At 70.5% G+C, this 16,008-nt stretch carries 5 protein-coding genes; 4 read left to right on the top strand and 1 reads right to left on the bottom strand.

The window, feature by feature from the left end:
* Positions 1 to 76 precede the first annotated feature (76 nt).
* A complete protein-coding gene (locus ACIO6U_RS06655) occupies positions 77 to 1,171 on the top strand; it encodes a glycoside hydrolase family 19 protein (RefSeq protein ID WP_355346863.1) in 1,095 nt (364 codons plus the stop codon).
* Positions 1,172 to 1,345: 174 nt separating this feature from the next.
* On the top strand, positions 1,346 to 2,254 hold the full coding sequence (locus tag ACIO6U_RS06650) for a TolB family protein (protein ID WP_401716155.1): 909 nt from the start codon (positions 1,346 to 1,348) through the stop codon (positions 2,252 to 2,254).
* Positions 2,255 to 2,285: 31 nt separating this feature from the next.
* Here ACIO6U_RS06650 and ACIO6U_RS06645 read toward each other — a convergent pair whose 3' ends face one another.
* Complete coding sequence (locus ACIO6U_RS06645; protein ID WP_401716152.1) at positions 2,286 to 3,968, bottom strand: DUF2079 domain-containing protein; 1,683 nt, start codon at positions 3,966 to 3,968, stop codon at positions 2,286 to 2,288.
* Positions 3,969 to 4,228: 260 nt separating this feature from the next.
* Here ACIO6U_RS06645 and ACIO6U_RS06640 point away from each other — a divergent pair, with 260 nt between their 5' ends.
* Together ACIO6U_RS06640 and ACIO6U_RS06635 are read left to right on the top strand one after the other, a co-directional pair.
* Positions 4,229 to 4,792: a hypothetical protein gene (locus tag ACIO6U_RS06640; protein WP_401716149.1), complete on the top strand. Its 564-nt coding sequence runs from the start codon at positions 4,229 to 4,231 to the stop codon at positions 4,790 to 4,792.
* A gap of 279 nt (positions 4,793 to 5,071) precedes the next feature.
* Positions 5,072 to 16,006 (top strand): LamG-like jellyroll fold domain-containing protein, encoded by a 10,935-nt coding sequence (locus tag ACIO6U_RS06635; protein ID WP_401716146.1) that lies wholly within the window; start codon positions 5,072 to 5,074, stop codon positions 16,004 to 16,006.
* Positions 16,007 to 16,008: the final 2 nt, after the last annotated feature.

Below are 16,008 nucleotides of genomic sequence, written 5' to 3'. Positions count from 1 at the left end.
CTGGACCTTGACAGGTCCAGACCATTCCGCTTGAGTCTGTCCCGACCCCACTCGAACCCCCACAAGGAGTGGTCACGTGTCGAGACAACGGCTCATAGCGTTCCTCACCGCACTCGCGGTCGCGATAGGGATCGCCATCCTCGTACCGCTGGCGTCCACCGCCTCCGCCGCGGGCTGCTCCACCGCGTGGAACTCGTCGTCGGTGTACACCGGCGGCATGGGCGCGTCGTACAACAGCCACAACTGGCTGGCGAAGTGGTGGACCCAGGGCGAGACGCCCGGCGCCGCCGACGTCTGGTCGGACCAGGGCGCCTGTACCGGCGGTTCGGGCGGCACCGGCGGCACCACGGGCGGCACCGGCGGGACCTGCAACTACCCGGCGTGGGTCCAGGGCCACAACTACGTCGCCGGTGACATCGTCAAGTACAGCAACGGCAACTACTACAAGGCCTCCCACGACAACCCGGGCTACGACCCCACCATCAGCACCTGGTACTGGGACCCGTTCGGCTGCAACGGCGGCGGTACGACCACCCCGCCCGGCAACCCGAGCGGATTCGTCGTCACCGAGGCCCAGTTCAACCAGATGTTCCCGAACCGGAACTCCTTCTACACCTACAGCGGCCTGACCGCGGCGCTCAGCGCGTACCCCGGTTTCGCGAACACCGGCAGCGACACGGTGAAGAAGCAGGAGGCCGCGGCTTTCCTCGCCAACGTCAGCCACGAGACCGGCGGCCTCGTCTACATCGTCGAGCAGAACACCGCGAACTACTCGCACTACTGCGACACGAGCCAGTCCTACGGCTGCCCGGCCGGACAGTCCGCGTACTACGGCCGCGGGCCGATCCAGTTGAGCTGGAACTTCAACTACAAGGCCGCGGGCGACGCGCTCGGCATCGACCTGCTGCACAACCCCAACCTGGTGCAGACCGACTCGGCCGTCGCCTGGAAGACCGGCCTGTGGTACTGGAACACCCAGACCGGCCCCGGCACCATGACCCCGCACAACGCCATGGTCAACGGCGCCGGATTCGGTGAGACCATCCGCAGCATCAACGGCAGCATCGAGTGCAACGGCGGCAACCCCGCGCAGGTGCAGAGCCGGGTCAACTCCTACCAGAGCTTCGTCTCGATCCTCGGAGTCCCGGCGGGCAACAACCTGAGCTGCTGACCCGGCGTCGCCCCACGGACGCACGCAAGGCCGTACGCGGGTAAGGCCGTACGCGGGTAAGGCCGCACGCACGCAAGGCCGTACACAGGTAAGGCCGTACGCGCCCAGCCCGTACGCACGCTTCATCCGACGCGCCCCGCTCACCACGAGCGGGGCGCGTTAGTGTGAGCGGCTGTGACGATCACCGGAGCGGGGACGAATGTACGGCCGCTGGCGGCGGGACAGCGCGCGCGGCTGCTGGTCGGGGACATCGACGGCGGCGAGCCGCGCCTGGTGTACGAGACGGCGGACAGCGCGCTGGAGGCGCCGAACTGGTCGCCGGACGGCCGCTGGCTGGTCTTCAACCAGGACGGGCTGCTGCTGCGGATCGCCCCCGGCGGCGGGGCGCCCGAGGTCATCGACACCGGCGGCATCACGGACGCCAACAACGACCATGTGCTCTCGCCGGACGGCGGCACGGTCTATCTGTCGGCGGGCGACGGGCACATCCACGCCGTGCCGTTCGAGGGCGGACCCGCGCGCCGGGTCACCAACGACCGCGGCCCCGGACCCTTCCGGCACTTCCTGCACGGCGTCTCGCCCGACGGCCGCACGCTGGCGTACGTGGGCGTCGAGCCGTACGGCGGCGACGAGTGGGGCTACCGCAACATCTTCACCGTCCCCGCGGCCGGCGGCCCCGACACCCGGCTGACGGACTCTCCCGCGCCCGCGGACGGCCCGGAGTTCAGCCCCGACGGCGCCTGGATCTACTTCAACTCCGAGCACGGCGCGACCGTCCCCGGCCACGCCCAGCTCTTCCGGATGCGGCCGGACGGCAGCGAGTTGACGCGGCTCACCTCGGACGCGCGCGTCAACTGGTTCCCGCACCTGTCACCCGATGGACGACACGTCCTCTACATCAGCTTCCCGCCCGGCACCGAGGGGCACCCGGCCGACCGCGACGTCGTCCTGCGCGTCATGGACCCGGACGGCGGCGCCCCGCGTGACGTCCTGGCCTTCCCCGGCGGCCAGGGCAGCCTCAACGTCAACAGCTGGGCCCCGGACAGCCGCCGCTTCGCCTACGTCGACTACCCGACGGCCTGAGCCGGTCCCGCTGCGCCCGACGCGTCCGGCCCTAGCCGTTCGGCGGGCTCGTCCGGTGCATGATCACATAGCCCTCGGCGTTGACGATCTGCTGATATTCGGCGTTCGGGTGGAGCTGCTTGGCGTAGGTGAGCGGATCGGGCACCCAGCCGGAGGAGTTGTCGATCACGATGTAGTCCGGGCTGATGCCCTGCGTGTCGCCGACCCAGTACACCGTGGTCCGGTGGACGAGACGGCTGATCGGCCCGACGTTCGCCTCCACCGAGGAGCCGCTGGGCACCGTTTCGAGCAGCTTCTCCACGGCCTTGGTGTGCGCGTCGACCTTGTAGGTGTCGGAGTGGCTGAGCGAGGCCAGCGGCATCGTCAAGGTGAGCGCCAGCGCGGCGCCCGCCGCCGCCGCGGGCAGCCCCGAGGCGTACGAGCGCAGCCAGGGCCGCGGGCTCCTGCGGGAGAGCGCCGCCGCGTCCACGAGGGCGAGGAAGACCACCGGCATCAGCACCGCGCTGTAGTGCCAGTCGGTGCCCCAGTAGTGGTCGTCGTGCGAGATGAACCGCCAGCCGATGGTCGGCAGCGCGGCCAGCAGCAGCGGCGAACGCAGCGCCAGCAGGCCGGTGGTCGGCAGCAGAATCCACAGCAGGGTGTGCACGGCGGTGCCGAACGGGACGTGCCCCGGCATCGGCGCCCCGTTGCCGTTCAGCTTGTTCCAGTAGTCGTATCCGCCCGCGCTGTTGAACGCCGGGATGATCACCGCGAAGGCGAGCGCGGAGGCCAGCACCCCGAGGCTGACCAGCCCCAGCGCGTACGGCCCGTACCGCATGCCGTCGCTGAGCCGCGGCGGCTCCTCGGCCCGCGTCCCGCTCCCGTCGGCCTCCGGGGCCTCCGGGGTCGCGCCGCCGTCGGCGCGCGGCGCCGGGACGACGTCCTCGCCCCGCGCGGACCCGGACCCGCCGACTGTCCCGGACCCGCCGACCGACCCCGCCCCTGACGGCGCCCCGGACATGGCCTCGGACCCGGCGTCCGGCTCGGTCTCCTTGCGGGTCCGCAGCCACACGATCGCGCCGATCGCGGCGGCCGTGACGCCCATGTCCTCCTTGACGAAGATCAGCGGCAGCGCCCACCACATCGCCGGCGCCCACTTCCGGCGCAGCACCGCCTCCAGCGAGAACGCCAGCAGCGGCATCGCGAAGGCGATCTCGTGGAAGTCGAACTCGACCGCCCGCTGCACGCCCCACGACAGCCCGTACGCCACGCCGACCGCCAGTCCGCGCCCGCGGCCCAGCAGATGGGCGGCGCCCCGGGTCACGGGCACGATCGACAGCGCGAACAGCAGCGCCTGCGCGACCAGCAGCGTCACCGGGCTCGGGAACACCCGGTAGAAGGGGGCGATCAGGGCGGTGATCGGACTGAAGTGGTCACCGAGGATGTTGAAGCCGGGGCCCTTGAGGTCGGCGACCGGCGCGTGGAAGTGCGCGTAGGAGCCGACCGCCTGCTCGAAGATGCCCAGGTCCCACGACATCGTGAGCATCCGCCGGTAGCGGGTGACCGACAGCGCGAGGAACGCCGCGAAGAAGACGGTGGCCAGCAGATACGGGTCGACGCGCGGCCCGATGCCGCCGAGCCTGAAGCCGGTCGTCGGCGCGTCGTCGACCGTGGTGCCGCCGGGCGCGGCGGCTCTGGTGTCCTGCGCCGGTATGACGGCCTCGGCCCTGTCCATCGTCGGTCCTCCCGCGGAAGCTGGGTCGGGGTCTGCCGGAAAAGATACGGGACGCGGCTGTGCCGGGGGCACTCCTGAACCCGCCATCCCCACTCACCTCCGCCACTCGCGTCCCGGCACCACGGGCCCGCCGCTCCCGGCGGACCGGCGCGGCCCCGCGGTGTCCGTCCTGTATGCACCGTTATGCGGTGCTTCACCGCGAGAAAGATACCCCTCGGCCGCCGCTGTCCCGGCGGCCCGCGCCGCATATGCTGCCCGCCGTGAAAACGTGGACGAACGCGCATCGGCTCTGGATACTCCTCGCGGGCGCCGCGGCCGTGGCGGTGGCCGCCACCGTGACCGCCCTGGTCCTGACGTCCTCCGGCCCAGGCAAGGAGCAGGCCCTGCCGCCGGCCCGGGCGCGTACGTACACCGACCAGCAGGCGTGTCTGCTCACCGGGGAGCGCGGTCTGGCGGACCCGGCGGCGGCGCCGGTGTGGGCGGGGATGCGGGACGCCTCGGCCGCGACGCACGCGAAGGTCAGCTATCTGGCGATGGCGGGGGAGCAGAGCGCGGCGGCGGCCGGGCCCTATCTGGCGACCCTGGCCGACCGCAAGTGCACGGTCGTCCTGACGGTCGGCGCGGCCCCCGACGGCGCGGTCCCGGCGGCGGGACCGAAATTCCCCGGCACGCGCTTCGTCGTCGTGGGGGAGAAGGCCGTGGGGGAGAAGGCGGGCGGTACGGCTGACGCGCCCGGTGCGAATGTCACCGCCGTGCCCGGGGGCTCCGCCGCGAGCACGCGCAAGGCGGTCGAGGCCGCCGTGACCGACGCGCTGCGTCACTGAGGCGTCACTGAGGCGTCGCTGAGGCGTCGCTGAGGGGGTCCGCCGGGAGGCCCGCGCGGGCTTGACCTCTCTTGCCCAAAAGCAGGGCGAAAGGCGGACCAAACCCCTCCATTGTAAAGATCGTTCCCGGAACGAACCGGGACAGGGGTCACAAGTCGCCGCGCTTGATGATGTACAGGCAAAGAGTGTCCCCGGATCGTCCCCACGATCTATCCGCGGGTGAGGAAAACGGTCACGATCGGCAAGTTTTCTGTGTCGATCCTGTCAGGAGCCTGTGCCGTGCGCGCATCCTTCGCCCGTCGTTCGTCCCGGAGAACAACCCTCCGTCGCCGGTGGCTGCGTGCCACCGCGATGCTGTCGCTGATCGCGCTGGCACTGGTGCTGACCACGGAGCAGGCGGCGGCGGACGGGGCGACCCTGCCCGCGCTGTCGATGCCCAGCCTCGCCTCGCTCACCGCGTGGCTGAAGCACCCGCACTGGGGGCGCGTGCCGCAGCAGGAGAGCGGCACCGCCGCCGGGCACAGCCACCGGGCGACCGCGGACTCCACCCGCGCGCACGTCGGCGCGGGGCACAAGCCCGGCAAGGCGCCCGGCGAACTCGACGCCTACCACCCGTTCCGCAAGGCGTCCACGTCCGGCCGCAGCGGTGTCGTCGGCGGCTACTCCGCCCGCACCAGCAAGCGGAACGCGGCGAAGTCGACCGACACCGTCACGGTGTTCGACAACGCGGACGGCACGCACACCCGCCGCGTGTCGCAGACGCCGGTCAACTACCGGGACGCGCACGGCGCCTGGCAGCCGATCGACACCAGCGTGCACCGCCGGGCCGACGGCCGCCTCCACGAGGCGGCCAACTCTCTCGGCGTCGACTTCGCGCCGCGCTCCTCCGCGCCGGACCTCGCCACCTTGCGCACCGACGCCGCGCACTCCGTCGCGTACGGCCTGTCCGGCGCGGCCGACGTCACCGCCGCCGTGTCGGGCGACCGGGTCACGTACCCGGACGCCCTGCCGCGCACCGACCTGGTCGTCGCCCCGTCCGCGACCGGCGTCAAGGAAGCCGTCGTCCTGCACGCGGCGAGCGCCGCCAACTCCTGGCTCTTCCCGCTCAGGCTCCAGGGCCTGACCCCCGTCCAGGTCAAGGACGGCTCGGTCGAACTGCGCGACGCCGCGGGCAAGGTGACCGCCCGGATACCGCGCGCCTACGCCTACGACTCCAAGGTCGACCGCCGCTCCGGCGAGCCGACCACGACCTACGCGGTCGACTACCGGCTGGTCGCCGACCACGGCGGCACCGCCCTGAAGGTCACCCTCGACCCGGCGTGGCTGCACGACCCCGCGCGGGTCTTCCCCGTCACCGTCGACCCCAGCATCGTCGACGGCTGGACCACCACCTACGCCGAGTCCGGCAACCCCGCGGGCGACCACTCCTTCGAGCAGACCGTCAAGATCGGCTCGTACGACTCCGGCACGCACTCCGCCAACACCTTCGTCAACCACTGGTACGGCGGCTGGGACGGCTCCAAGGTCACCGTGACCGCCGCGTCGCTGCACCTGTTCGAGACCTGGGCCTCCACCTGCACCGCCGAGCGCTTCGACGTCGCGCTGATCACCGCGCCGTGGACCCCGACCGGCGTCACCACCTACCCCGGCCCCTCGCACGGCGCGTCCATCGGCAACCTCACGCCCAGCGTCCCCATCGCCTGCGCCAACACCGCCGCCGACCCCACCAAGGGCAACGCGGTGGAGGTGCCGCTCACCACCGCCTCCATCCAGGGCTGGATGAACGGCACCACCCCCGACTACGGCCTCGCGGTCTACGCGGCCACCACCGACGCCCTGCACTGGAAGCAGTTCGGCTCCTTCGCCGACGCGGGCAAGGGCCCGTACATCGACGTCACGTACACCGGCACCACCCCGCCGCAGGTCTACCAGCAGTACCCCAACGACAACGAGGTGGAGTACACCACCACCCCCCAACTGACCGCCTGGTCCGGCGGCGCCAACTCGCAGGCGAACACCACCACCAAGTACGACTTCCAGATCTACGACAACACCAACACCAAGGTCGTCGACTCCGGACTGCTCACCACCGGCTCCTGGACGGTCCCGGCGGGCAAGCTCAAGTGGGGCCAGAGCTACTCCTGGACGGTGCAGTCGCAGGACGCGGGGCTGTACTCCGGCGCCACCTGGTACCAGATGGCGATCCAGGTCCCGCAGCCGCTGATCACCTCGGGGCTGTCCCAGAACAGCAGCGACCACGGCTACGACCCGTCGATCGGCAACTACACCACCTCCGACACCGACGCGACCGTCTCCACCGTCGGCCCGAGCCTCGACGTCGACCGCGACTACAACTCCCGTGACCCGCGCTGGACCGGGGCGTTCGGCGCGGGCTGGTCGAGCATCTTCGACGCCCGCGCCACCGAGCAGTACAACCCGGCGGGCGCCGTCGTCTCCAACGTCGTCACCTACCCGGACGGCTCCCAGGTCGGCTTCGGCAAGAACGGCGACGGCAGCTACTCGCCGCCCGCGGGCCGCTTCGCCACCTTCAAGGCCGTCACCGGCGGCTACACGCTGACCGACAAGAACGCCACCGTCTACGCCTTCACCCAGTCGCTGGGCTCCGGCGCGTACGGCATCACCTCGGTCACCGACGCCAACGGCCGCGCCGTCACCTTCACCTGGACCAGCGGCCACGTCACCACCATGACCTCGGTGACCTCCGCCCGCGCCCTGCACCTGACCTGGCAGACACCCACCGGCGCGAGCGCCGCGCACGTCGCCACCGTCGTCACCGACCCGGTCACCGCGGCCGACCCGAACTCCGCGCAGACCTGGACGTACGGCTACACCAACGACCAGCTCACGAAGGTCTGTTCGCCGATCTCCAGCACGCAGTGCACCGCGTACAACTACACCGCGGGATCGCAGTACCAGAACGCCGCGCTCGACCTCGACCCGCGGGCGGTGTGGCCGATGTCCGAGGCGTCGGGCACCGTCGGCAAGGACGCGGTCCTCGCCAACCAGGGCACCAAGAACCTCGCGTACAGCGGCGTCACCTACGGCCAGGCGGGCCCGCTCACCGGATCGGCCGCCACCGCCATCGGGTTCAACGGCACCAGCTCGTACGCCACCCTCCCGTTCGACATGGGCAACAACACCGACTCCGGCGCCCTGTCGCTGTGGTTCAAGACCTCCGCCGGGCCCGGCGTGCTCTACTCCTACGCCTCGCAGCCGGTCACCGCGGGCGACTCGCCCGGCGGCTACACCCCGGCCGCCTACGTCGGCACCGACGGCAAACTGAAGGCCGAATTCTGGTACAGCGGCGGCATCGCGCCGATCAGCACCACCGCCTCGGTCGCCGACGGCAAGTGGCACCACATGGTGCTGTCCGCCGCGGGCAACAGCCAGACCCTCTTCCTGGACGGCGCCAAGGTCGGCTCGGTGTCCGGCTCGATCTCCATCCAGCCCGGCATCGCCTTCGGCAAGAACCAGCCGTACAACACCCTGGGCGCGGGCTTCCTCGGCGGGGCCTGGCCCGACCAGCCGCACTCCAGCACCACCGACAAGACCGGCTACGCCACGTACTTCAACGGCGCGATCGCCGACGCCGCCTGGTACGACCGCCCGCTGGTCGCCGCCGACGCGAGCGCGCTGCGCACCTACGGCACCCACGCCGCGAGCCTGCTGAGCACGGTCACCCGACCGTCCGCCAAGACGTACCACGCCATGACGTACGACCCGGCGACCACGGCGCTGACCCAGCTCACCGACGAGAACGGCGGCGTCTGGAAGCTCGGCGCGCCGACCGTCACCGGCTCCAGCCAGACCTACCGCGGCGCGGTGCTCGGCGGCGCGCCCGCCACGTACTTCCGGCTGGGCGAACCCGCGGGCGCCACCACGGCGCTGGACGAGACGCGCGGCGGGACCGGTACGTACAACGCGGTGACGCTCGGCGCGACCGGGCCGTTCAGCGACCAGAAGGCCGCCACGTTCAACGGGACCAGCTCCTGGGTGAAGGTGCCCGACACCGTGACCGGGGACACCGCGGCCTCGGCCGAACTGTGGTTCAGCACCACCCACGGCGGCGCGATCCTGCTCAACACGCAGAGCGCCGCGATCGGTTCGACCGTCTCCTCCACGACACCGCAATTGTGGATCGGCAGCGACGGCAAGCTCTACGGCGGCTTCTACACCACGTCCGGCTCGGTGCAGATGGGCACCACGGGCACCGTCACCGACGGCAAGTGGCACCATGTGCTGCTCAGCGCCGGAGCCACCAGCCAGACCCTGTACCTCGACGGCGCGCAGGCCGCGACCAAGACGGCCACGGCCGCGCTGTCCAACAGCGCCAGGACCACCGCCTACATCGGCGCGGGCACCACCGGCTCCGGCTGGACCGGCCTGACCAACGGCACCGTCGCCTACTTCAACGGCACGCTCGCCGACGTCGCCACCTACCGCACCGCGCTGACCGCGCAGGACGCCGAGAGCCACTTCCAGGCGGGCAAGAACTCCACCGGCCTGCTGCCGGTGGAGACCGTCAAGGTCACCTCCCCGGCGAACAAGGTGACGACGTACACCTACGACGTCGTCAACAACGAACGCCAGCTCACCGAGACCGACGGCCTCGGCAACAGGACCAGCTTCGGCTACGACACCGGCGGCTACGAGCACACGGTCACCGACCCCAACGGCGCGATGACCGTCACCGGCCACGACGTCCGCGGCAACGTCGTCTCCTCGACCACCTGCCAGAATCAGGCGGCCAAGGTCTGCTCCACCGAGTACTACACGTACTTCCCCGACGACACGACGGAACAGCTCACCACCGCCGACCCGCGCAACGACGTGCTGCTCACCGAGCGGGACGGCCGCTCCTCCTCGGCGACCGACCCCACGTACCTGACCTCGTACACCTACGACGCGTTCGGCGACGAGACCGCGGTGACCGGACCGCCGGTCGCGGGCTTCCCCAACGGGCGCGCCTCGACCACCGTGTTCAGCGACGGCACCGCCACCTACCCCGCCGCCGACAGCGGGAACGTGCCCAAGGGCCTGCCGGTGCGGTCGGTCTCGCCCGGCGGCGCGGTCAACTCCGTGTCCTACTTCCACAACGGCGACGTGGCCTCCTCCACCGACGCGGTGGGCCTGGTCACCAACTACACCTACGACGGCCTCGGGCAGGTGCTCACCAAGAAGGCCGTCTCCGACACCTACCCCGCAGGTCTGACCACGTCCTACACGTACGACAAGGCCGGGCAGATCACCGAGGAGGACGACCCGCAGCTCACCGACCGGGTCACCGGCGCCACCCACGCGGCGGCCACCACCACGGTCTTCGACGCCGACGGCGACATCACCTCGCAGACGGTCAAGGACCTCAGCGGCGGCGACGCGCCCCGGACCGAGACCCAGACCTACGACGCGTACGACCACGTCCTCACCCAGACCGACGCCAACGCCAACGCGGGCGGCGCCAACGGCGGGACGACGACGTACACGTACGACACGTCGGGCAACAAGACGCAGGAAGTGTCCAAGTCGGGCACGGTCACCAACTACACGTACGACGACAACGGGCACCTGCTGACCCAGACGCTCCAGTACACCGGCGACCCGGTCAGCCCGCAGGCCGCCACCACGCTGACGGAGTCCTCGCGGGCGTACGACCCGGCGGGCCGGCTGGCGTCGGTGACCGACTCGATGGGCGCCACGACGTCGTACACCTACACCGACAACGGCCTGGCGGTCACCGCGAGCAAGAAGAGCGCCGACGGCACGGCCTCGACGGTGCTCCAGACCACCACGTACGACGCGGCCGGGAACCAGTTGTCGCAGACCACCGACAACGGGCAGACGGTCGTCAACTTCACGGTGGACGCGGCCTCCAGGACCACGAGCACCACCGTGGACCCGACCGGCGTCGACCGGGTGACCAGCGTGTCCTTCACCCCGGACGACCAGGTCGCCACCCAGAACGAACACGACTCCTCGGGCTTCGACCGCACCACCTCCTCCACCTACGACGCGGCGGGCAACACCCTGACCGAGACGCTGCACGGCGACGCCTCGGGACACCCCTCCGCCTGGTGGAAGCTCGACCAGACCACCGGCTCCACCGTCACCGACACCTCGGGCAGCGGCTACACCGGCGCCGCCTCGGGCGTCACCTGGGGCGGCGACGCGGCGACCTTCGCGGGCACCTCCGGCCAGCAGATCGCCACCAACGGCCCGGTGCTCAACACCGCCGGGTCCTACACGGTCTCCGCCTGGGTCAACATGGCGTCGCTGCCGACCCACAACGCGACGATCGTCGCCCAGGGCGGCACCACGGCCAGCGCCTTCTACCTCCAGTACAACTACGCGCACACCAGCGCGCCGCTGTGGAGCATGGAGCAGACCAGCGCCGACACGGCCGCGCCGACCTTCCCGTCCGCGTACTCCACCGCCGTGCCCAAGACCAACACCTGGACGCACGTGGTCGGCGTGTACAACGTCGCCAACGGCGCCAGCCAGATCTACGTCAACGGCGCGCTGTCCGGCAGCGGCACCAACACCGCGCCGTGGTCCGCGAACGGCCCGCTGACCATCGGCGCGGGCAAGTACAACGGCGCGCCGACCGACTTCCTGCCCGGCGCGGTCTCCAACGTGCAGGTCTACCCGCGCGCGCTGACCGGCACCGAGGTCAACACGCTGTACGGCAACGGCCGTACCGGCGGCACCGTCGGTTCCTCCACCGAGCAGACCACCCGCTACACGTACGACAAGCGCGGGCTGCCGAAGTCGATGACCGACGCGGACAACTTCACCACCGACTACTCCTACGACGAGGCGGGGAATCTGGCGGTCACCACCGCACCCGCCGTCCAGGTCGAGACCGGCGGCGGCCAGCCGGTCACCCAACGGCCGGTCACCACCAGCGGATTCGACACCTTCGGCGAGGCCGTCGAAGAGGTCGATCCGACCGGCAACCAGACCACCACGGTCTACGACGCCAACGGCAACAAGGTCTCCGAGACCCTGCCGCCGTACACCCCGGCGGGCGCGTCCGCCCCGCTGGCGGCCACGTCGACCTGGTCGTACGACTCCGACGGCAACCAGATCTCCTCCACCACGCCGGGCGGGAAGACCACCGGCTTCCTGTACGACCAGCTCGGCGACCTCGCGCAGGTCACCGAGCCGGACGGCACCAAGCTGCACACCACGTACGACACCAACGGCGACCAACTCTCGGTGACGGACGGCACCGGGGCCGTCACCCAGGCCACCTGGGACTACCTCGGCCGGCAGGTCACCGCGACCACGCTGGAGCGCTTCCCCTCCAACCGGGTGCTGACCACCACCAACTCGTACGCGGTGACCACCGGGAATCCGTACGGCGCGAATCTGGCGTCGACCACGACGCCCGCCGGGGTCACCACCACCTACGGGTACGACCGGGCCAGCGAGGTCACCTCGGTCACCGACGGCGCGGGCAACACCACCAAGTACACGTACGACTTCATGGGGAACCGGCAGAAGACGATCCAGCCGGACAACACCTGGACCGAGACCGACTTCGACGTCGCGGGCAACCCGACGCTGAGCACCCAGTACGACGCCGCCAACACGCAGCTCAGGCAGACCCACCAGGTCTACGACGGCGTCGGCAACCTCACCGCCTCCACGGACGCGAACGGCAACACCAGCCACTTCACGTACGACGCGGCGGGCACCGTCACCCAGGAGATCCAGCCGGTCACCGCGACCACCTCGATCACCACGTCCTTCGGGTACGACGCGGCGGGCAACAGGACCCGGTTCACCGACGGCCGCAACAACTCCTGGCTGTACGGATACACCCCGTGGGGCCAGCAGGAGACGGTGAAGCAGCCGGCCACCGCCCAGTACGGCTCGGCGGCCGACTCCACGACCACCAACGTCTACGACCTCGACGGGCAGTTGGTCTCCAGCACGCTGCCCGGCGGCGTCACCCACACGATGACGTACGACCAGCTCGGCAATCTGAAGACCGCCTCGGGACAGGGCGCCGACGCCGCCACCGCGACCCGCAGCTTCACCTACGACCACGACAACCAGGTGACCGCCGCCGACACCGCGGAGGCGGGCACCACCGGCGCCAAGGACCACCAGGCCGCCACCCACGAGACGTTCAGCTACGACGACCGCGGCGACCTGACGTCGGCGGGCGGCTCCGGCGGCTCGTCCAACTTCACCTACAACGACGACGGTTCACCGCTGACCCGCTCGGACGCGGCCGGCACCACCTCCTACGGCTACGACACCGCGGGCCGGCTGTCCACGCTCAACGACGCGGCCTCCGGCACCGCGCTCACCTACGGCTACAACACGCTGAACCAGACCGCGTCGGTCAAGTACGGCGCGAGCGGCCCGACCCGCACCTTCACGTACAACACCGCGCACGACCTCACCGGCGACACCCTGACGCAGGGCGCCAGCACACTGTCGGCCATCACCTACGGCTACGACAGGAACGGCAACCTGACGTCGAAGAACACCGTCGGGGTCGCGGGCGCCTCCAACAACGTCTACACCTACGACCAGGCCGACCGCCTCAGCTCGTGGAACAACGGCACGGCCACCACGAACTACTCCTACGACGACTCCGGCAACCGCACCCGCGTCGGCGCCGACGTCTACACCTACGACGCCCGCGACCAGCTCACCTCGGACGGCGTCCACAGCTACGCGTACTCCGCGCGCGGCACCATGACCTCGGACACCTCCACCGCCAACGGCCAAGTCGCCTACTCCACCGACGCGTACAACAACCAGATCACCGCGGGCACGCACTCGTACACGCTCGACGCGTCGGGCCGGAACATCACCGACGCCAACTCGGCCGACCAGTCCTCGCGCGCCTTCCAGTACTCGGGCGCCGACAACACCATCGCCGCGGACGGCAACTACAGCTATACGTACGATCCCGGCGGCTCGCTGATCGGCATCAACGGCGGCACCGCGCCGGGCACCGGCCAACTGGCCCTGACCGACAGCCACGACGACGTCATCGGGAACTTCGCGCCGGGGGCGACCACCCTGGCCGGTTCCACGACGTACGACCCGATGGGCAAGGTCACCGCCAACAACGGGCTCATCGGCCACCTCGGCTTCCAGTCCGGCTGGACGGAGGCCGACACCGGCAAGGTCGGCACCGCGTCACGCTGGTACAACCCGGCGACCGGCACCTTCATGAACAAGGACTCCGCGTCCGTCAACCCGGTGCCGAACGAGGCGGCGGCCAACCCCTTCGCGTACGTCGGCGACAACCCGCTCGACGGCACGGACCCCTCGGGCAACTGGGGCCTGGGCAGCGTCTGGCACGCGGCGAGCCACGCCGTCAGCCACGCGGTGAGCAGCACCTACCACGCGGCCACCTCGTACGCCTCCAGCAGTTGGAGCTCCTTCAACTTCTACGCCTCGTACGCCTATTACCACTACACGCCGCCGATCGTGCACAAGGTCGTGCACGCCGCCAAGCGCGTGGTGAAGAGGGTCGTCCACCACGTGCGGGACGTCTACCGCGCCACCGTCCGCTACACCCGCCGCGTCTACCACTACGCGGCGCGCAAGGTGAAACGCGTCGTCCACGCCGCCGTGCACGCCGTCCACTCGGCCTACCACGCGGTCAAGAAGGTCGCGAAACGCGTGGTCCACGCGGTGAAGAAGACCGCCAAGGCGGTGGCGAAGGCATCCAGAACCGCGTATCACGCCACCGTCAAGGCCGTGAAAACCGCGGCCACCTACGCCAAGCACCATGCGGCGGCCATCACGTCCTTCGTGGTCTCCACCGCCGTCTTCATGGGCTGCGAGGCGGTCACGGCGGGCGTCGGCTCCATCGGCTGCGCGGCGGTCGCGGGCGCGGCCGGGTCACTGGTCGAGCAGGGCTTCAAGTGCGCCGAGGCGGGCGGCGCGGCGTGCAGCGCGGGCGCCTTCGCGACCTCCGCCGTGACGGGCGCCGTCGCGGGCGCGATCGGCGGGGCGCTCGGGTCGCTGGGCGGCAAGGTGCTCAGCAAGTTCGCCCCCAAGGCGATGGAGGCCGTCGGCGGGCTCTTCGGCAAGGGCGCCACCGAGGCCGAGGAGGCGGCGGCGGGCGACGCCACCCAGACCGCGGCGCGCCAGGGCGAGTCGGGCGCCGCCAAGTCGGCCACCGACAGCGGGACCTGCCACAGCTTCACGGCCGGCTCCCGTGTCCTCATGGCGGGCGGCGGCACCAAGGCCATCGACCGGATCAAGGTGGGCGACTCCGTCGTCAACTCGGTGCCGGGTGCCTCCGGCACGCAGAGCCACAAGGTCACCGCGGTGATCGTGACGACGACGGACCACGATTTCGTGGACGTCGGGGTGAAGCCGGTCGCGGCCAACGCCGTGACGTCCGCCGCGAAGAAGGTGATCCGGCGCGCGGCCCTCGGCCTCGCGGCCTCCGCGGCGGTCCTGGGCGCCCTGGGCGCGACCCACCACGCGGCCGACTCCCACCCGGCCACGGCCCCGGTGGCGGCGGTCTCCCCGGCCGCCCCGACGCCCGCGAACGGCCACCTCACCACCACCTTCCACCACCCCTTCTACGACGAGACCCAGTCCGCCTTCGTCGAGGCCAAGGACCTCCACCAGGGCGACCTCCTCCAAACCCCCACCGGCACCGCCCAGATCACCACCGTCCGCCTCTTCCACGCCCACACCACCACATACGACCTGACCATCGGCGACCTCCACACGTACTATGTGCTGGCGGGGGTTACTCCGGTCCTGGTTCACAACTGTGGTCCTGGGGTTGCAACTGAAGACGATGCGATGCTTGCTCTCAACCGTGCGGAAGAGTTGCAGGCGTCCCGCAATGATTACTTCATGGCGGACGTGAAGGGCACCACGGCGGTAATGGGTGTCTTCAACTCTCAGACGAAGACGTTCACCACTCGGATCGGAATCAATGGGGGCGGCGCAATGCCTTCCGGGTGGACGCTTCGACCGGGAGAGGAATTCGTGCAGGCGGCTGGACATGCAGAGGAAGGGATCCTTAACAGCTTGGGGCCAAATGAGCATGCAGTGTTCGGTGCGGCATCGCGAAACTTCTGCGTTGCCATCTGTTCGCCCATGCTGAACGTTCGCGGGGTGACGTTGGGTGGCGCAGGAATCCGCGGTCATGCTGCACAAAACTCCCCATTCACAATCTTCTGGGCCACTGGAGGCTAGAG

Origin of the sequence: Streptomyces sp. NPDC087422 (assembly GCF_044744145.1) — a bacterium.
In the GTDB taxonomy this organism is placed as follows: Bacteria; Actinomycetota; Actinomycetes; order Streptomycetales; family Streptomycetaceae; genus Actinacidiphila.
This window is presented reverse-complemented; position numbering and strand designations above follow the sequence as displayed.